A 17608-nucleotide genomic window follows, 5' to 3' on the forward strand; every position below is an offset into this window, starting at 1 on the left:
GAGCCTGCGTAGTTCCGCGCTTGTGGCGCGTCGGGCAAACGCCAATACTACACGCCGAATCGTGGCTGGGGCTGCCGAGTGTAACTCGCAAGTCTGTTCCCGGTGTTGGCAAAGTGCCTGGCAGCCGCGCATGCGTGCAGGTGCGGACCGGGCCGATTGTCAGAAGTAAAGGTCACCAGCTTCGCCACCGGCCTTCGTTGTCGTCACCCCCCTACAGAGGGGCGCGCCAGCGAGCCGTAAGCGAAAGCGCTCCGCGCTGCGATTCGGGACACCGACACGGTGTCACACCAAGAGGCGGGACAGTGCCGCAACGGCGCCGTTCCGGGTTGCTGCCTTAAGCAGGCAGTTCCGAGGAGAGACAATGAATCGTATCTGGCAACAACTGCCCTGGGCAGCCGTGGCCGTCGTCGGCGCGTGCGCGCTCGGCACGGTGGCGCTATCGCGCGGCGAAACCGTCAGCGCACTCTGGATCGTGATCGCAGCTGTCTGCGTTTATCTGATCGCTTACCGTTTCTACAGCAAGTTCATTGCCACCCGTGTGGCGCAACTCGACGGCACACGCATGACGCCCGCATGGCGTCACAACGACGGCCTCGACTACGTGCCGACCAATCGCTACGTGCTGTTCGGCCATCACTTTGCCGCCATCGCCGGTGCCGGTCCGCTCGTCGGGCCTGTGCTCGCCGCGCAGATGGGCTACCTGCCCGGCATGCTCTGGATTCTCGCGGGCGTGGTGTTCGCGGGCGCAGTGCAGGACTTCATGGTGCTGTTCATCTCGACGCGTCGCGACGGCCGCTCGCTGGGCGATCTCGTGAAGTCCGAGCTCGGCATGATCCCTGGTGTGATCGCACTGTTCGGCGCGTTCCTCATCATGATCATCATTCTCGCTGTGCTGGCGCTGATCGTCGTCAAGGCGCTCACCGGCTCGCCGTGGGGTACCTTCACGGTCGGTCTGACGATCCCGATTGCGTTGTTCATGGGGGTCTATACGCGCTTCATTCGTCCGGGCCGCATCGGCGAAGTTTCGATCATCGGCTTCGTGATGCTCATGGCGGCGATCTACTTCGGCCAGAGCGTGCACGACAGCGCCACGCTGGCGCCGCTGTTCACCTTCGACGGCAAGCAACTGACGTGGATGCTGATCGGCTACGGCTTCGTGGCGTCGGTGTTGCCGGTGTGGCTGCTGCTCGCACCGCGCGACTATCTGTCGACGTTCCTGAAGATCGGTACGATTCTGGCGCTCGCCATCGGTATTCTGGTCGTCGCCCCCGAGCTGAAGATGCCTGCACTCACGCAGTTCGTCGACGGCAGCGGTCCGGTCTGGTCGGGCAAGCTGTTCCCGTTCCTCTTCATCACGATCGCGTGCGGCGCCGTATCCGGCTTCCATGCGCTGATCTCGTCGGGCACCACGCCCAAGCTGCTCGACAACGAAGTCAACGCGCGCTTTATCGGTTACGGCGGCATGCTGATGGAGTCGTTCGTCGCCATCATGGCGCTGGTGGCCGCGTCGGTGATCGACCCGGGCGTGTATTTCGCGATGAACAGCCCGGCAGCGGTGATCGGTACGACGCCGGAAGCCGTGGCGCAAGTCGTCTCGGGTTGGGGCTTCACGATCACGCCTGAGGTGCTGACCTCGACGGCGAAAGCGGTTGGCGAGAACACCATCATTTCGCGCGCCGGTGGCGCACCGACGCTCGCCGTCGGCATGGCCCACATCCTGCATCAGGTGGTGGGTGGCGAAGCGATGATGGCGTTCTGGTATCACTTCGCGATTCTGTTCGAAGCGCTGTTCATTCTGACGGCCGTCGACGCAGGTACGCGCGCTGGCCGCTTCATGCTGCAAGACCTGCTCGGCACCTTCGTGCCGTCGCTCAAGCGCACGGAGTCGTTGCCCGCGAACCTGATCGCCACGGGCTTGTGCGTGGCGGCGTGGGGTTACTTCCTGTATCAGGGCGTGGTCGATCCGCTGGGCGGCATCAACACGTTGTGGCCGCTGTTCGGCATTTCCAACCAGATGCTCGCCGCCATCGCGCTGATTCTCGCGACCTGCGTGCTGTTCAAGCTCAAGCGCGAGCGCTTCGCCTGGGTGACGGTGTTGCCCACGCTGTGGCTGCTCGCCTGCACGCTCACCGCCGGGTGGCAGAAGATGTTCGACGCAGACCCGAAGGTCGGCTTCCTCGCGCACGCTGCGAAGTATCAGGCAGCGCTCGCCGAGGGCAAGCTGCTTGCCCCGGCCAAGTCGGTGGCACAGATGCAGCAGATCGTGTTCAACGACTATGTCGACGCGACGCTCGCGGGTGTGTTCATGTTCGTCGTGGTCGCGGTCGCGGTGTTCGGGGTACGCACCATCCTCATTGCGCGTCGGGAAAACAAGCCGACGGCCCAGGAAACGCCGTTCGAGCCGATGCCCTCCGGGCAGCAGGTCTGAGCACGGCAGACGTTTTGACGCACAGCGGAGGACGCCCCATGCTCGATGAAGTCGGTAAGGTCGGAAGGTATCTGGGACAGGCCATGCGATTGATGGTCGGCCTGCCCGATTACGACACGTATGTGGCGCACATGCAGGCCACGCATCCGGATCAGCCGGTCATGAGCTACGAGGCGTTCTTCCGCGAACGGCAGGAAGCGCGCTACGGTGGCAAGAGCGGTGGCCGCTGCTGCTGAACGAGACTGAGCATTCGAACGCGGCATCGATCACCCTTCGATGCCGTCGAGAATGAAAAACGCCCGGTGGAGATCCCACCGGGCGTTTTGCTTTCATGCGACGGCTTTGGTGACCCTGCGCCTGCGTTCTGTCGACGTCACATGACCTTGGCGCACCGCGCATTGGCGGCGCTGCGGCGGTAGCCGTCGAACACTTGCGCCACCACACGCACGAGCAGGCGTCCGGCAGGCAGCACGCGCAATCCGTGCGCGTCGATGGCCACGAGCCCGTCTGCTGCGAGATCGGCCAGCTCGCCGAGTTCGGTCGCGAAGTATGCGACGAAGTCGATGTCGTGGGCATCTTCGATCGCGCTGAAATCCAGCGTCATATGACACATGAGTCGCGAGATGACATCGCGTCGGATGTGGTCGTCCCGATCGAGTTGCACGCCGCGCGCAATCGCGAGACCGCCTGCGTCGATGGCGTCGTAATAAGTTTTGAGCGTCTTGGCATTCTGTGCATAGCTGTCGCCCACACGACCGATGGCCGACATGCCCACACCGATGAGATCGCAATCGGCGCGCGTGCTGTAACCCTGGAAGTTGCGATGCAGCGTACCGGCCGCTTGCGCGAGCGCGAGTTCGTCGTCGGGGCGCGCGAAGTGATCCATGCCGATGTAGACGTAACCGGCGGCCGTCAGCCGCGCGATGATCGTTTGCAGCAGCGCGAGCTTTTCGGGGCCATCGGGCAGCGCGTCGGGCAGACAGCGCTGCATCTTGAATTGCTCGGGCAGATGCGCGTAGCTGAAGACCGACAAACGCTCCGGGGCCATCTCGATGACAGCATCGAGCGTGTTCGAGAAGGAGGCGGTCGTCTGATGCGGCAGGCCGTAGATCAGATCGAAATTGACCGACTTGAAGCCGCACTTGCGTGCCGCGTCCAACGTCGCTTCGACGAGCGCGCGCGGTTGCACGCGGTGAATCGCCTCCTGAACACGCGGATCGAAGTCCTGCACGCCGATGGAGAGCCGGTTGAAGCCGAGGGCACGTAGCGCACGAATCGACGCCGGTCCCGCGCTGCGCGGATCGATCTCGATGGCGTATTCGGCGCCGTCGTCGGGCGTCATCACGAAGTGACGGCTGATCGCGTCGACGAGCGAGGCGATCTGTTCCAGTGAGAGGAACGTCGGGGTGCCGCCGCCCCAGTGCATCTGTGCGAGCGTGCGGCCCGCGCCGAGCAACGACGCCTGACGCGTGATTTCCGCGTGAAGTCGTGCCACGTAGGCTTCTGCGTGTGAGCGATTGTTCGTCACGATCTTGGTGCACGCGCAGTAGAAGCACACCGTGTCGCAAAACGGCACGTGCAGATACAGCGAGACCGGGCGGCCGGTGCGCTTGGATTGCGCGGCGGCGCGGGCGTAGTCGCCGACACCGAAATCGTCGTGAAATTGCAGCGCGGTCGGATACGAGGTGTAGCGCGGTCCGTTCACGTCGTAACGACCGAGCAGACGTGCGTCGAACTGAACGGGACTGGCCGATGCCGGAGACGGCGACGCCGTGCGGGAAGATGCCGCTGCGCGGGACTGGCAGCGAGAGTGTCCGGGATCCTCTCCCAAACCGCGGGATGTGCAGCCCGGGCACGGTTTGCCGACATGCGGATCGTCAGGGGCGCTGGCGCAGGGCGTCGACAAAATGGGAAATGGGTTCATGACGAGGCGCGTAACAGTAGGAGATATTCGACTGTAGTCCTGCCGAGAACCGCGCGCCGTGACCTGCGTCAAACACCCCTGTCGGCGGCATGCCAGCCGCGTGAGACGCCTGCAATGCGGGACGTCATTGCGCAAATTGCCGCATTGGAAGTGGATTCTTGCGTCGCGGTGCGCACGCGGCACGCCTGACGTGCACCGAAATCATTGCCGCGGCAGGCAATTTTTTGTCGTCTACGGTAAGCTAGCGCCTTATTGAAGTCCCCGCCGTGTCGACAGCCCTGGCGGCACGCGCGAGGCTCGCCCCGGAACCGCCGGGGCGGCGGTCCGACCGGTGCCCGCGGGTTTTAGCGAGTTTCCCCAGGTATCCGCAGTGCTGGCAGCTCGCCGGTCTGCCCATACGCGCATACGCCCATATGCGCTTCTGCCGGAACGACGCGGCACATCACGATTGGAAACAACATGGACCGTCTGCAATCGATGCGCGTTTTCGTCAAAGTGGCCGATAACGGGAGTTTCGCCCGTACGGCCGCCCAGATGGATCTGTCCGCCGCTGTGGTCACGCGGCACGTCGCAGAACTCGAATCGCACCTCGGCGTTCGCTTGCTCAACCGCACCACCCGCAGCCTGTCGCTGACCGGCGCCGGGCAGGTGTATCTCGAACGCTGCCGGCAGATCATCGACGAAGTCGACGAGGCCGATGCCCTCATCTCCAGTGCGTCACGCGACCCCAAAGGCACTTTGAAGGTCGTGGCGCCCGTATCGTTCGGGGTGCGCAACCTTGCACCGCTGGTCAAGAAGTATCAGGAGCTGCACCCGAAGGTCGTGGTCGATCTTACGCTGACCGACAGGGCCGTCGACCTGGTCGAAGAAGGTTACGACTGCGGCATTCTGCTCACGCGCATGATCAACAGCGAAAGCCTGATTTCGCGTGTGCTCGCGGAGACGCGTGTGATGCTGTGCGCTTCGCCCGCTTATATCGCCGAACATGGCGAGCCGGTCACGCCGCAAGAGCTGGGCGAGCACGGCGTGCTGGGCTTGCCCAGCGAGTTCTGGAGCGACGACCGTGTGTTCGCCGGGCCGGACGGCGAGGTGCGTGTGCGCGTGCAGAACAAGCTCATCTGCAACAACACGGCGCTGCTGCGTCAGTCGGTGTTGCTCGGGCATGGGATTGCGTTCCTGCCGTCGTATCTGGTGGGTAACGATGTGCGCGACGGCGATCTCGTGGCGCTGATGCGCAACTATTCGCAGACGCCCATCGACGTCTCGCTCGTCTACCCGAGCCGCAAGTACCTGTCGGCAAAGACGCGTGGCTTCATCGATCTGACGGTCGAGTACTTCCGCCAGAACGAAGGTATTTCGGCCGCCGAGCGCTGGGTGCCGCCCAAGATGTCGGCTCCCGCCACCGAAATTCAGATGTAACGCAGCCTGGCGCGGCGTTGGCGACCTTAGCGACGTTAGCGACATTAGCCGCTGGCTTCGGATAGCAAAACGGCCACTTCCGCGAGGAGGTGGCCGTTTTTTTGTCTCGATCCGATGAGGCCGTCGGGCTTCATCGGAGGAGTGACGTACTTAGAACGGTGCGTCGTCTTCGTCGAAGGCGGCATCGTCGGACTTCGACGCGGCCTTCTTGGTCGCCGGTTTGGCCTTGGCCGTCGTCTTCTTGGCGGCCGCCTTCTTGGCCGGTGCCTTGGAGGCTGCGGTCTTCGACGCCGTCTTGCGTGCCGGGGCGGCCTTCTCGTCGCCTTCGTCACCCTTCGCGTCGCCGTCGCCAGCCTTCGCTGCGGTCTTCTTCGGGGCTTTCGCCTCGAATTCGAAGCCGATCTTGCCGTCCTTCTGCTTGGCCAGATACGCCTTGAACGTGCGACCGGTGCGCGACGACTTGAAGTTCGTCAGCAAGTCCGTCTTGCCCTCGGTGAGCAGCTTGTGAATCTGCTCGCGCGTGATTTCCTGCTGGAGAATCACCTTGCCCGACGTGAAGTCGCAGGTCTTCGGATTCGCCACGGCGTTTTCGCACACGTAACGCATACCGTGCTCGAACACGCGCCCATTGCACTTCGGGCAATGACCGACCGGCTCCTGACCCGTGAAGTCCGGGGCTTCGCCATCCTCGTCGCCGTTGTCCTGACCGAAGTCGAATTCGAGCTTGTAGCCCATTTCGTCATCGGGGGAGAGCTTGATGATGGCCGAGAACGGACGTCCCATCTTGCTGCGGAAACCCGACAGCGGTCCGATCGTCTTGTTCTGCAGCAACTCTTCGACTTCCGGGATTTCGAACTGACGTCCGCCCGGGATCTTCGAGATCGAGAAGTTGCAGTTCGTGCAGGCGAAACGGCGGTAGTTTTCCTTGACCACACCGCCGCAGTGCGGACACGGCGTCGTGAGCGTCGCGTAATCGCCGGGGATGGTATCGGAATCGTATTCCTTCGCGCGCTTGACGATGGTCTGCGTCATTTGCGCGATTTCGTGCATGAACTCGTCGCGCTTGAGGCCGCCGCGCTCGATCTGCGAGAGCTTGGCTTCCCATTCGCCCGTGAGTTCCGGCAGCGTCAGTTCGTCCACGCCCAGGCCGCGCAGGAGCGTCATCAACTGGAACGCCTTGGCCGTCGGATGCAGCTCGCGGCCTTCGCGCACAAGGTACTTTTCCGTCAGCAAGCCTTCGATGATGGCCGCGCGCGTGGCCGGTGTGCCCAGACCCTTGCCTGCCATCGCTTCGCGCAACTCGCCGTCTTCCACGAGTTTGCCCGCGCCTTCCATGGCGGAAAGCAGCGTCGCTTCGCTGTAGCGCGCAGGCGGCTTGGTTTGCAGACCGACGGCCGCGACCTTGTCGACACCGACCTTTTCGTCCTTGGCGACCGGCACGAGATTCGGCTGGTCTTCCTTGGTGTCCTTTGCGTCCTTGCCGTCGTCAGCGCCTTCCTTGCCGTAGATGGCGAGCCATCCGGCCTGCACGAGCACCTTGCCTTCGGTCTTAAAGTGATGACCGACCACTTCCGTGATGCGGGTCGTCACCTGATACTCGGCGGCCGGGAAGAACACCGCCAGGAAGCGCTTGACCACGAGGTCGTACAGCTTCTGCTCCGGCTCGGAGAGGTTCTTCGGCGCTTGCAGCGTCGGGATGATGGCGAAGTGATCGCTGATCTTGCTGTTGTCGAAGATCCGCTTGTTCGGCTTGACCCAGCCCTTGTTCAGAACCTGATTGGCGAACTGATGATAGTTGTTGCTCTCCTTGAGTACCGCCATCGTTTCCTTGACGGTCTCCAGGTAGTCTTCCGGCAGCGCGCGTGCGTCGGTACGCGGGTACGTCAGCACCTTGTGCTTTTCGTACAGCGCCTGCGCCAGACCGAGCGTGTTCTTCGCGGAGAAACCGAAGCGGCTATTGGCTTCGCGCTGCAAGCTGGTCAGATCGAACAGCAGCGGCGAGAGCTGGCTCGACGGTTTCGATTCTTCCGTGACGGTGCCGTGCTTGCCACGCACCGCGGCGACGACCGACTCAGCGGCCGCCACGCTCCACAGACGCGAATCGCGCTGCTCGGGATCGAATTCGTTGCGCTTGAAATTCGGGTCGAACCAGCGGCCTTCGTAGAAGCCTGCTGCGGCAACGAACTCGGCTTTGACTTCCCAGTAGTCGCGCGACACGAACTTGCGAATCTTTTCTTCGCGCTCGACCACGATCGACAGGGTCGGCGTCTGCACGCGACCGACCGTCGTCAGGAAGAACCCGCCGCCCTTGCTGTTGAACGCCGTCATGGCGCGCGTGCCATTGATGCCGACCAGCCAGTCGGCTTCGGCACGGCTGCGCGCGGCGTCGGCCAGCGGGAGCATGTCGTTGTCGGTGCGCAGACGCTTGAAGCCGTCGCGAATCGATTGCGGCGTCATCGACTGAAGCCACAGACGCTGGACCGGTTGCTTGGCCTTCGCGTGCTGCGCGATCAGACGGAAAATCAGTTCCCCTTCGCGCCCCGCGTCACAGGCGTTGATCAGGACATCGACGTCCTTGCGCTTGATGAGGCGGGTGAGCACCTTCAGACGCGACTCGCTCTTGGCGATCGGTTTGAGGTCGAAGTGCGGGGGAATCACGGGAAGGTTGGCGAAGCTCCACTTGCCGCGTTTGACTTCATAGTCTTCCGGCGCGCCGATTTCGACGAGGTGGCCAACCGCCGACGAGACGACGTAATCGTCGTTCTCGAAGTACTCGTCATGCTTGGTAAAGCCGCCCAGCGCCCGCGCGATGTCATTCGCGACGGACGGTTTCTCGGCAATGATCAGAGCTTTTGACATGACGTTAAGTAATGTTGAGGGGGTGTCGCCAGGCGACATTCGTTGGCTTTATAACATATAGCCAATCCGGCGTTGCCGTCGGATCGGGCACAAGGCGTGCCTGAAAGCGGCACATCATAAGCGCGTCGCAAGCCGTCGGCAAGGGTGGGGCGGATGCGGACTCACGCGGCCCGCAGGTGCTCGCGCAGCGCGGGGGCCGCGACCGTGGCGTTGCCCAGTACGTCGGCGTCGAGCATACGTTCGAGAATCCCGATGGCCGGCAGCACCGGGCCGAAGAAGCGGGCCTGACCGGCCGATTGCGGTGCATCCTGAACCAGTAATGTCGGGAAATTCTCGATGTCGTGGTCGTCGAGCCAGTCGGCGTGCGTTTCGATGTCCACCCAGACGAAACATAGCTCGGGATGCTTCGCGGCCAGTTGCTCGAAGGTTTGCGCGTATTCACGGCAGGTGCCGCACCACGCCGCGCACAGACAGGCCACGAGACGCGTGTTGCCCCCGGCCAGCGCGGCAGCCAGTGCAGAACGGTCGGCGACGGGATCGAAAACGGGCATGGTGTCGGTGATATCGGTTGCTGTGTTTTGGGGGTGACGGGCAGAAGCGCGTTGTTTGACCCTCGTGGCAGGACTTCAGCGGGCCGGCATCAGTCGGCTAAAGTCAGTCGGCTGAACCGGCCGCCCGGCAGACGGGCGACATGGCCGCCGAGTTCCAGTGCGCCCAGTTGCGCCAGCACGTCAGCGATGCCGAGGCCAGTGCGCTCGCAGAGGGTGTCCGCGTTGACGGGATCATACCCCAGCGCCTTCAGAACCGCTGCCGTGCCCGCGTGGGCGTCTGTCGCTCCGACCGTGCTCATATCCGCTTTTGCCTGCTTCGGGCTCACGTGGACGCCCGGCAGGGCCGCTGCGTTCCCGTCATTGCCGCCTTGAGCGATCCGTTTGCCGTGCTCCGGCGTTTCGCTGCCCGCGCGGGCGGGTGAGGGCTGGCGTTGACGCTTGCGCTCGCCACGGGCGGCGCGTTCCGGGGCGGATGGCGTCATACCGAGGGCCTCCAGCACGTCGTCCGGCGAAGTGACGAGGGTCGCGCCGTCCCGAATGAGCACGTGACAGCCCTGACTGTGCGGCGAGTGGATCGATCCGGGCACGGCAAGGACGTCGCGTCCTAGTTCACCGGCAAGGCGCGCTGTGATGAGCGAGCCGGATTGCGTGGTCGCTTCGATGACGACCGTACACCGGGCGAGTGCCGCGATGAGCCGGTTGCGACGGGGGAAGTGCTCGGGGCGGGGCGGTGTGCCGATCGGGAACGCGGACAGCATCAGGCCCCGTTCCGCGATCTGTTCGGCCAGTGCACGATGGCGCGTCGGGTAGACGATGTCCGCGCCGGTGCCGATGACCGCGCACGTGCCCCCGGACGTCTCCAGTGCGCCCTCGTGGGCCGCCGCGTCGATCCCGGCGGCGAGCCCCGACACGACGGCGACACCGGCGTCCCCCAGCACCCGGGCGAAGTGCCGTGCGTTGTCGCGTCCCTGCGGCGAGGCGCGACGGCTGCCGACGATGGCCACGGCCCGTTCGCCGCCGTCTCCCGACCGGTTGGCCCGTGTCACGTCTCCCCGGCAGTACAGGACCGGCGGTGGGTCTCCGAGCGTCAGCAACGCGCGCGGATAGGCGGATTCGGACAAAGTGACGACGGCGCATCCCGGTCGATCCGCCCATTCGAGCGTGACGGCGATTTGCGTCGACAATTCGGCAGACGTACGCGCCAGCAACCGCCCGACGACGTCTACCGGCACCACGTCGGACAACGCGCCGCGCGACGCCCCGAAGATCGCGTCGGGTGGACCGAAGGCGGCCAGCAGACGTCGGACCGCCGCGGCTGGCACACCCGGCGTGTGGCACAGGCGCAACCAGTCCTTGATTTCCTCTCGGTCTGCACCGATCTGTCCATCAGGGTGCGTCGCCCCCAAGTGTGCGGAATTCTCGTTTTCCGCCGTGCAGGAATGGCTCGCGAGGCAGGCGGGGCGGGCGTCACGAGTGGCCAGGGGCGTGTCGGCCGCCAGCGTCGACGATAGCGCTATGCTAAAATTTTTCATCATCCGGTAAGCATTGACCGGGGGGCCAGAGCAGACGGGGCGCGCGACAGACATTGCCGTACGCCTGCGTGATCACACGATTTTGCGTGTGCGGCTGCCCGTAGGGCAATGCGGCGAATTCCCGTTTTCATCATGGCATTACTGACAATTCTTCAATATCCCGATCCGCGTCTGCATAAGGTGGCCAAGCCGGTCACCGAGGTGGACGACCGGATCCGTCAACTCGTCAAGGACATGGCCGAGACCATGTACGACGCCCCCGGCATCGGCCTCGCGGCCACGCAGGTCGACGTGCACGAGCAAGTCATCGTGATGGACCTCTCGGAAACGCGCGACGAACTGCGCGTGTTCATCAACCCGAAGATCGTGTGGCGTAGCGACGAACAAAAGGTCTACGAAGAGGGTTGCCTCTCCGTGCCCGGCATTTACGACGAAGTCGAGCGCGCGGATCGTGTGCGCGTCGAAGCGCTCAACGAGAAGGGCGAGAAGTTCGTCATCGACGCCGACGATCTGCTCGCCGTGTGCATCCAGCACGAGATGGATCACCTTAAGGGACGCGTGTTCGTCGAGTACCTCTCGCCGCTCAAGCGCAACCGCATCAAGGCGAAGATGAAGAAGCAGGCCGAACGCGCCTGATCGCCACGGCGCGCCCCGTCACCCCTCGGGGTCAGGTTTGGGCGCGCCCGGTAAAGTCCTCTATACTTGCAGCGCTCGCGGGCCATGCGCCTGCCTTCTGCTGCTGCGACGGGGCGTCCAGAACGTCTGCCGTCGGGCCAATCACCCCGACTGTCTGACGAGATGTCCATCGCCACGCCTAAGCTGTCTTCCCGTACCCGTCTTGTTTTCTGGCTGAGCGCCGCACTGCTGTTCGCGTTCCTGCTCGCGGGCCTGTTCGACCGCGACCCCTGGAAAGCCGACGAACCGTATTCGGTTGGCATGGTGCTCAACTTCTTCCGGGGTCACGATCTGATCGTGCCGCGCGTGGCTGCCGATCCGTTCGTCGAGAAGCCGCCCGTCATGTACTGGACGGGGGCGATGTTTGCGCGTGCGACTTCCGCCGTACTGCCGGTGTTCCAGGGTGCGCAGTTCGCGGTGCTTGCGTGGCTCGTCATTGCAGTGATCTGCGTAGGACGTCTGGCGCAGCGCCTCTATGGTTCCGACACCTTCAACTGGCTCGCGCCGATGCTCATGGTCGGCAGCTTCGGGGCCATCGAAAACATTCACAAACTCACGGCCGACGTGCCGCAACTGGCCGGTGCCGCACTCGCGCTGGCGGCGCTCGCGCGTCTGGCGCGGGCCGAGAATTCCGCCCGTCTGTGGGGGCTGCTCTTCGGCACGGGCGCTGGCATCGCGTTCCTCAGCAAAGGCTTGCTCGTGCCCGGTGTGCTGGGCCTCACGGCGCTGTCCGTCTTCCTGTTGCCCGCGTATCGCACGCGTCGTTACGCGGCGGCGCTCGGCTGGGCGTTGCTCGCCTCGCTGCCGTGGCTGATCGTCTGGCCGGTGCTGTTCTGGCACGCGTCTGAGCCGCTGTTCATCGAGTGGTTCTGGGATAACAACTTCGGCCGGTTCTTCGGCTTCGTCCATCTCGGGGGCGAACGCAAGTCGTACTGGAACGACGTGACCAGCTTGCTCGGGCTGACCTTTCCGGCGGGCTGGCTCGCCGTGGGGGCGTTGATTTCGCAGCTGCGCCAAGGCGCAGGCGGGCGTCTGCGACGCTTTGTCGGCGAGCGCCCGGAACTCGCCATGCTGTGGCTGTATGCCGTGCTGTTCGTGTTGACGCTGGTGGTGTCGTCGGCCATCCGCGATATTTATATGTTGTCGCTCTTTCCGGCCATCGCCGTACTCGGCGCAGGCGTGCGCCTGCCGTCGTGGCTGGAGAAGACGTGGTCGGGCGTCGCGCTCGTACTCATGAGCGTGCTCGGCGTGTTTCTCTGGGTGCGCTGGGGGCTGCAACTGACCGGGAACGGGCACGTTGCTGCGGGTCCGATCGGCAAATGGTTGCCACTCGATTACGTGCTGCCGTTCTCGCCTGGGCTGTTCCTCGCAGGTCTCGTGATCGCGGCATTATGGGTGACGGCCATTGTGCATCGTCGTGCACTCGGCGCACTCGTGTTCGGTTTCGCGGGACTGATGTTCGTCTGGGGAACGCTCTCGACGCTGCTGCTGCCGTGGGTCAACGAAGCGCGCAGCTATCGCACGCCGTTCGCCGCATTGAACGAGGCGCTGTCGCAAGTGCCGCGGGCAACGAAGGCCATGAAGGCAACGAATGCGACGCAGGCAGGCACATCCGAAGCGAGCGCTTGCATCGGATCGTTCAACGTGGGCGAATCTGAGCGGGCCATGCTCGACTATTTCATCGACGTGCGCCCGGTGCAGCTCCCGAGCCTCGACGACGCTTCACGCTGCGACACGCTGCTGGTGCTCGACAAAGCGGCGTCTCGCATCACCGTGCCAGACACCTGGCGCGAGATCTGGCAGGGCGGCCGCGCAGGCGACACGAACGAGCGTTTCCGCGCATTCGTACCGGCCACGCCCGCCACGGCTTCCGCCGCTTCGGCGGCACCCACCGCCGTTCAGTAAGTCGTCGCAGTCGCCGGGATCTCCGGCAGCACTACGTCAGCACCAGTCAGCACCAGTCAGCACTACGCAGGAGGAAGTCCATCATGACGCTTCGCATCGTTTTCGCCGGTACACCGGAATTCGCACAAACCGCGCTCGCCGCCATCGATGCCGCTGGCTTCCCTGTGGAGTTGGTGCTTACTCAACCTGACCGTCCTGCAGGACGTGGCATGAAGCTTCAGGCCAGTCCCGTCAAACGCTACGCGCAGGAACATGGCATGCCGGTGGCGCAGCCGCCGTCGTTGCGCCGTAACGGCAAGTATCCGGAAGAAGCCGCAGCGGCCATCGAGCAATTGCGCGCACTCGCGCCCGACGTCATGGTGGTCGCGGCCTACGGCCTGATCCTCCCGCAGGAAGTGCTCGATCTGCCGCGCTACGGCTGTCTGAACATCCACGGCTCGCTGCTGCCCCGCTGGCGCGGCGCTGCGCCGATTCACCGTGCCATCGAATCGGGCGACGCCGAGACCGGCATCACCATCATGCAGATGGACGCCGGGCTCGACACCGGTGCGATGATCTCGCGCGAAGCCGAACCCATCGGTCCCGAAGATACGACGGCGACGCTGCACGACCGTATGGCGGCGCTGGGTGGAAAAATGATCGTCGAGGCGTTGCAGCGGCTCGCACGCGACGGCCATCTGCCGTCGGAAGCGCAGCCCGAGGCGGGCGTCACGTATGCCGAGAAGATCGCCAAGCAGGAAGCGGTGCTCGACTGGAACAAGCCCGCCGAAACGCTGGCACGGCAGGTGCGGGCGTTCGATCCGTTCCCCGGTGCGCTGGGTACCGTGCACGACACGCCCGTGAAGCTCTGGCGCGCGAGCGCCGTGACGGGCAAGTCGGGCGCTGCGCCCGGTACGGTGCTCGAAGTGAGCGCTGACGCCATCGTCATCGCCTGCGGTGAAGGCGCGCTGCGCGTGACCGAGTGCCAGAAGCCGGGCGGCAAGCGCTTGCCGGTGCGGGAGTTCCTGGCGGGCTTCGCCCTGGCGACGGGCGACATATTTGTGGCAGGTGCGGCTGGCGCGGCGAGCTGAGCGTTTCGTGCCTCTCGGGTGATTTGGGATTCGACGTTCCGAGCATCAAAACAGCGCGAAAATGGCGTAAAACGTCTTCGAAGTCGCATGCAAACCCGGTGAACGTCTGAAAAATTAGTCGACGCCGGTGCGGGGGACGTTGAATTTTCGGCAAGCGACGCCATCTAACGCCCGAGGACACGCAAAGTGCGTGATCCGTGAGGTCATCAAGGATTTGCAGAGGAGAACACTATGTTCAATTGGATGAAGACCACCCTGCTGATGGCGGCCATCACCGCGTTGTTCATGGTGGTGGGCGGCATGATCGGCGGCAAGCAGGGCATGATGCTCGCGCTGGCGTTTGCGCTCGCGATGAATTTCTTTTCGTACTGGTTCTCGGACAAGATGGTGCTGCGCATGTACAACGCGCAGCAAGTCGACGAGACCAGCGCGCCGCAGTTCTACAACATGGTGCGGGAGTTGTCGCAACGTGCTGGCCTGCCGATGCCGAAGGTCTACCTGATCAACGAAGACGCGCCGAACGCGTTCGCGACCGGCCGCAATCCAGAGAACGCTGCGGTGGCGGCCACGACCGGTATTCTGCGTGTGCTCTCCGACCGTGAGTTGCGTGGTGTGATGGCGCACGAGCTGGCCCACGTGAAGCATCGCGACATTCTCATCTCGACGATTTCCGCCACGATGGCCGGTGCGATTTCCGCGCTCGCCAACTTCGCGATGTTCTTCGGCGGACGTGACGAAAACGGCCGTCCGGCCAATCCGATCGCCAGCATTGCCGTGGCGATTCTCGCGCCGCTGGCCGCCTCGCTGATCCAGATGGCGATCTCGCGCGCTCGTGAATTCGAAGCCGACCGGGGTGGTGCCGAAATCTCCGGCGACCCGCAGTCGCTCGCGATGGCGCTCGACAAGATTCATCGTTACGCGCAGGGGATTCCGTTCGATACGGCCGAGCAGCACCCGGCTACGGCGCAGATGATGATCATGAATCCGCTGTCCGGCGGACGTCTCGCGAACCTGTTCTCGACCCACCCGGCGACCGAAGAGCGCGTGGCGCGCCTGATGGAGATGGCGCGCACCGGCCAATACCCCGTCTGATATCCTGTCGGCCGACAGCCGTCCAGTTACCCTCCCATGCCCGCCGTCGTGCGGGCATGTTTGTTTGTAGAACGCCCATGCCGCAACCGAGTCTGCCCACCGAATCCCTGGCCTATGTGCTGCAACGCGCCGCACAGGTCGTCGAATCCGTCCAGAAGGGCACCGCATTGCCGCAGGCGCTGACGCAAGCCACCGCCCAGTGCGCACCGACCGTGCGTGCCGCCACGCAGGATCTCGCTTATCGCGCTGTGCGACGTCTGGGCAGCAGCCGCGCGCTGCTCGCCGTGCTCGTCAAGCCCGCTTTGCAGGCACGCGTGCGCGACATCCTCCTATGCGCGCTCGCGTTGCTGCAAGACGATGCCGAAGGTGCTGCGTACACCGAATTTACGGTTGTCGATCAGGCGGTCGAAGCCATTGCCGCGCAGCGTCGCACGGCGGCGGCGAAGGGGCTGGCCAATGCGGTGCTGCGCCGCTTTCTGCGTGAGCGTAGCGCGCTGATGGCGCAGATCGAGACGCAACCCGAAGCGCGCTGGAATTACCCTGCGTGGTGGATCGACACCGTGCGCCGCGCCTATCCCGACCAATGGGAGACGCTGCTGGCCGCTGGCAATGGCCGCGGACCGATGACGCTGCGCGTGAACACGCGTCGTGTCAGCGTGGACGCCATGCTGGCGGCGCTGACGCAGGCGGGCATGGAGGCCGAGGTCATCGGCCCGGTGGCGCTGCGTCTGGCGCACGCGGTGCCGGTCGATCGTCTGCCCGGCTTCGCCGACGGATGGGTTTCGGTGCAGGATGCCGGTGCGCAACTGGCTGCGCCGTTGGTACTCGGCGACAATCCGAAACCGGGCATGCGCGTGCTGGACGCCTGCGCAGCCCCTGGCGGCAAGACCGGTCATCTGCTGGAAATGGCGGACGTGCAGGTCACGGCGCTCGAATCGGACCGCACGCGCGTGCCACGCATCTATGAGAATCTGGAACGTCTCGGGCTGGAAGCGGATGTGCGCATCGGCGATGCGGGCAATCCGTCGAAATGGTCGGGCGGGGGATGGGACGGCGTGCCGTTCGACCGCATTCTGGCCGACGTGCCGTGTTCGGCAGCGGGGATCGTGCGCCGTCATCCGGACATTCGCTGGTTGCGTCGCGAGGCTGACATTGCCGCGCTGGTCGAGGAGCAGCGCCGGATTCTGCTCGCGCTGTGGGAGACGTTGGCTGTGGGCGGCGAACTGATCTATGCGACGTGCTCCGTCTTCCCGGCGGAAAACGAGCAGCAAGCGCAATGGTTTGAACGTGTTCGCACAGATGCGGTACGATTGGACGCTCCCGGGCAATTGCTGATGACCCCTGGCGGCGCCCACGACGGCTTCTACTACGCTCGCTTCCAGAAACGGTGACTTTCTCCCAACGGCTACTGGCCTGCCTGCTGCCACTGCTGCTGTGCGTTTTTGCGCTCGGCTACGCGGCACCCGCGCGCGCCGAAAACGAAATCCAGGTGCGCGAGGCCCGGCTCGAACCGTCGGACGGCGGCTGGTCGCTCGACGCACGCTTTGCCTTCGAGCTCAATAGCAGTCTCGAAGATGCCGTCAATCGCGGCATCTCCCTCTATTTCACGACGGACTTCGAACTGACCCGCTCGCGCTGGTACTGGTTCGACGAAAAGGTCGTGAATACGTCTCAGAGCGTGCGGTTGTGGTTCCAGCCGCTCACGCGTCAGTACCGTGTCTCCAGCAATAACGGCAACAGCAATAGCGGCGGCCTGCAACTGGGATTCGGTTCGCTGCGTGAAGCGCTCGCGCTCGTTCGCAATGTCAGCGGCTGGCGCGTGATAGAGAAGGGCGTGGCCAAGCCGGGCACGCAGTATCAGGTGTCGGTGCGCATGCGGCTCGACAACGCGCTCATGCCCAAGCCGTTCCAGATCGACGCAGTGAACAATCGCGACTGGAACCTCAGTTCGGACTGGACGCGTTTCTTGTTCACGCCCGCGCAACCGTCGGCATCGGCGAGCTTGTCGGTGCCGAGCGTGGCGGCATTGCCCGTCGCAACGTCCGCATCGGCGCCTGTGTCCGCCGCACCGATTACGCTGGCACCGTCCGCAGCCTCTGGGAGCTTCGGTCTGACATCGCCCGATGCAACGAGTCCTGCGAACGCCACGAATG

The 17608-nt window shown here is 64.3% G+C and carries 12 protein-coding genes and 1 pseudogene; 9 read left to right on the forward strand and 4 right to left on the reverse strand.

Annotation, left to right across the window (positions count from 1 at the left end):
* Positions 1 to 361 precede the first annotated feature (361 nt).
* Both PCO31010_RS08390 and PCO31010_RS08395 read left to right on the forward strand, forming a co-directional pair.
* Positions 362 to 2428, forward strand: coding sequence for a carbon starvation CstA family protein (locus tag PCO31010_RS08390; protein WP_150663851.1), 2067 nt, complete (start codon positions 362 to 364; stop codon positions 2426 to 2428).
* A 38-nt stretch (positions 2429 to 2466) separates the two neighbouring features.
* Positions 2467 to 2664 carry a YbdD/YjiX family protein gene (locus PCO31010_RS08395; RefSeq protein ID WP_044453281.1) on the forward strand — a complete coding sequence of 66 codons (198 nt, stop codon included), beginning with the start codon at positions 2467 to 2469 and terminating at the stop codon, positions 2662 to 2664.
* Between the two features lie 137 nt (positions 2665 to 2801).
* Here the strand turns inward: PCO31010_RS08395 and hemN are convergent, their stop codons facing one another.
* Positions 2802 to 4352: an oxygen-independent coproporphyrinogen III oxidase gene (gene hemN / locus PCO31010_RS08400; protein ID WP_246184511.1), complete on the reverse strand. Its 1551-nt coding sequence runs from the start codon at positions 4350 to 4352 to the stop codon at positions 2802 to 2804.
* A gap of 459 nt (positions 4353 to 4811) precedes the next feature.
* On the opposite strand from hemN, the gene PCO31010_RS08405 reads away from it, so the two are divergent.
* Positions 4812 to 5771 (forward strand): LysR family transcriptional regulator, encoded by a 960-nt coding sequence (locus tag PCO31010_RS08405; protein ID WP_150663852.1) that lies wholly within the window; start codon positions 4812 to 4814, stop codon positions 5769 to 5771.
* Positions 5772 to 5921: 150 nt separating this feature from the next.
* Here PCO31010_RS08405 and PCO31010_RS08410 read toward each other — a convergent pair whose 3' ends face one another.
* The 3 genes from PCO31010_RS08410 to dprA all read right to left on the reverse strand — a co-directional run bounded on the left by PCO31010_RS08410 (position 5922) and on the right by dprA (position 10587).
* Entirely contained in the window at positions 5922 to 8630 is a 2709-nt protein-coding gene (locus PCO31010_RS08410; RefSeq protein ID WP_150663853.1) for a DNA topoisomerase III, read from the reverse strand.
* A 161-nt stretch (positions 8631 to 8791) separates the two neighbouring features.
* A complete protein-coding gene (locus tag PCO31010_RS08415) occupies positions 8792 to 9181 on the reverse strand; it encodes a thioredoxin family protein (protein ID WP_150663854.1) in 390 nt (129 codons plus the stop codon).
* A gap of 89 nt (positions 9182 to 9270) precedes the next feature.
* Positions 9271 to 10587: a DNA-processing protein DprA gene (gene dprA, locus PCO31010_RS08420; RefSeq protein ID WP_174984516.1), complete on the reverse strand. Its 1317-nt coding sequence runs from the start codon at positions 10585 to 10587 to the stop codon at positions 9271 to 9273.
* Between the two features lie 258 nt (positions 10588 to 10845).
* Here dprA and def point away from each other — a divergent pair, with 258 nt between their 5' ends.
* The 6 genes and pseudogenes from def to PCO31010_RS08450 form a co-directional block, all read left to right on the forward strand.
* Positions 10846 to 11349: a peptide deformylase gene (gene def / locus PCO31010_RS08425; protein WP_039394591.1), complete on the forward strand. Its 504-nt coding sequence runs from the start codon at positions 10846 to 10848 to the stop codon at positions 11347 to 11349.
* Between the two features lie 162 nt (positions 11350 to 11511).
* Positions 11512 to 13293 (forward strand): ArnT family glycosyltransferase, encoded by a 1782-nt coding sequence (locus PCO31010_RS08430; protein ID WP_150663856.1) that lies wholly within the window; start codon positions 11512 to 11514, stop codon positions 13291 to 13293.
* An 83-nt stretch (positions 13294 to 13376) separates the two neighbouring features.
* Positions 13377 to 14363, forward strand: coding sequence for a methionyl-tRNA formyltransferase (fmt, locus tag PCO31010_RS08435; protein ID WP_150663857.1), 987 nt, complete (start codon positions 13377 to 13379; stop codon positions 14361 to 14363).
* A 231-nt stretch (positions 14364 to 14594) separates the two neighbouring features.
* The gene (gene htpX / locus PCO31010_RS08440) at positions 14595 to 15455 is read left to right on the forward strand and encodes a zinc metalloprotease HtpX (protein WP_039394597.1); all 861 of its coding nucleotides are present in this window, start codon (positions 14595 to 14597) and stop codon (positions 15453 to 15455) included.
* Between the two features lie 56 nt (positions 15456 to 15511).
* Positions 15512 to 16846, forward strand: coding sequence for a 16S rRNA (cytosine(967)-C(5))-methyltransferase RsmB (gene rsmB / locus PCO31010_RS08445; protein WP_425495006.1), 1335 nt, complete (start codon positions 15512 to 15514; stop codon positions 16844 to 16846).
* A pseudogene (locus PCO31010_RS08450) lies at positions 16843 to 17439 on the forward strand (DUF4390 domain-containing protein); the annotation flags it as partial. The gene rsmB and the pseudogene PCO31010_RS08450, both read left to right, overlap by 4 nt.
* Positions 17440 to 17608 lie beyond the last annotated feature (169 nt).

Origin of the sequence: Pandoraea commovens, assembly GCF_902459615.1 — a bacterium.
GTDB classification, from domain to species: domain Bacteria; phylum Pseudomonadota; class Gammaproteobacteria; order Burkholderiales; family Burkholderiaceae; genus Pandoraea; species Pandoraea commovens.

Bases quoted from the DNA above. Each gene is read 5' to 3' on its own strand.
- PCO31010_RS08390 (WP_150663851.1), top strand. From the start codon at position 362: ATGAATCGTATCTGGCAACAACTGCCCTGGGCAGCCGTGGCCGTCGTC.
- PCO31010_RS08395 (WP_044453281.1), top strand. From the start codon at position 2,467: ATGCTCGATGAAGTCGGTAAGGTCGGAAGGTATCTGGGACAGGCCATG.
- hemN (WP_246184511.1), bottom strand. From the start codon at position 4,352: ATGAACCCATTTCCCATTTTGTCGACGCCCTGCGCCAGCGCCCCTGAC.
- PCO31010_RS08405 (WP_150663852.1), top strand. From the start codon at position 4,812: ATGGACCGTCTGCAATCGATGCGCGTTTTCGTCAAAGTGGCCGATAAC.
- PCO31010_RS08410 (WP_150663853.1), bottom strand. From the start codon at position 8,630: ATGTCAAAAGCTCTGATCATTGCCGAGAAACCGTCCGTCGCGAATGAC.
- PCO31010_RS08415 (WP_150663854.1), bottom strand. From the start codon at position 9,181: ATGCCCGTTTTCGATCCCGTCGCCGACCGTTCTGCACTGGCTGCCGCG.
- def (WP_039394591.1), top strand. From the start codon at position 10,846: ATGGCATTACTGACAATTCTTCAATATCCCGATCCGCGTCTGCATAAG.
- PCO31010_RS08430 (WP_150663856.1), top strand. From the start codon at position 11,512: ATGTCCATCGCCACGCCTAAGCTGTCTTCCCGTACCCGTCTTGTTTTC.
- fmt (WP_150663857.1), top strand. From the start codon at position 13,377: ATGACGCTTCGCATCGTTTTCGCCGGTACACCGGAATTCGCACAAACC.
- htpX (WP_039394597.1), top strand. From the start codon at position 14,595: ATGTTCAATTGGATGAAGACCACCCTGCTGATGGCGGCCATCACCGCG.
- rsmB (WP_425495006.1), top strand. From the start codon at position 15,512: ATGTTTGTTTGTAGAACGCCCATGCCGCAACCGAGTCTGCCCACCGAA.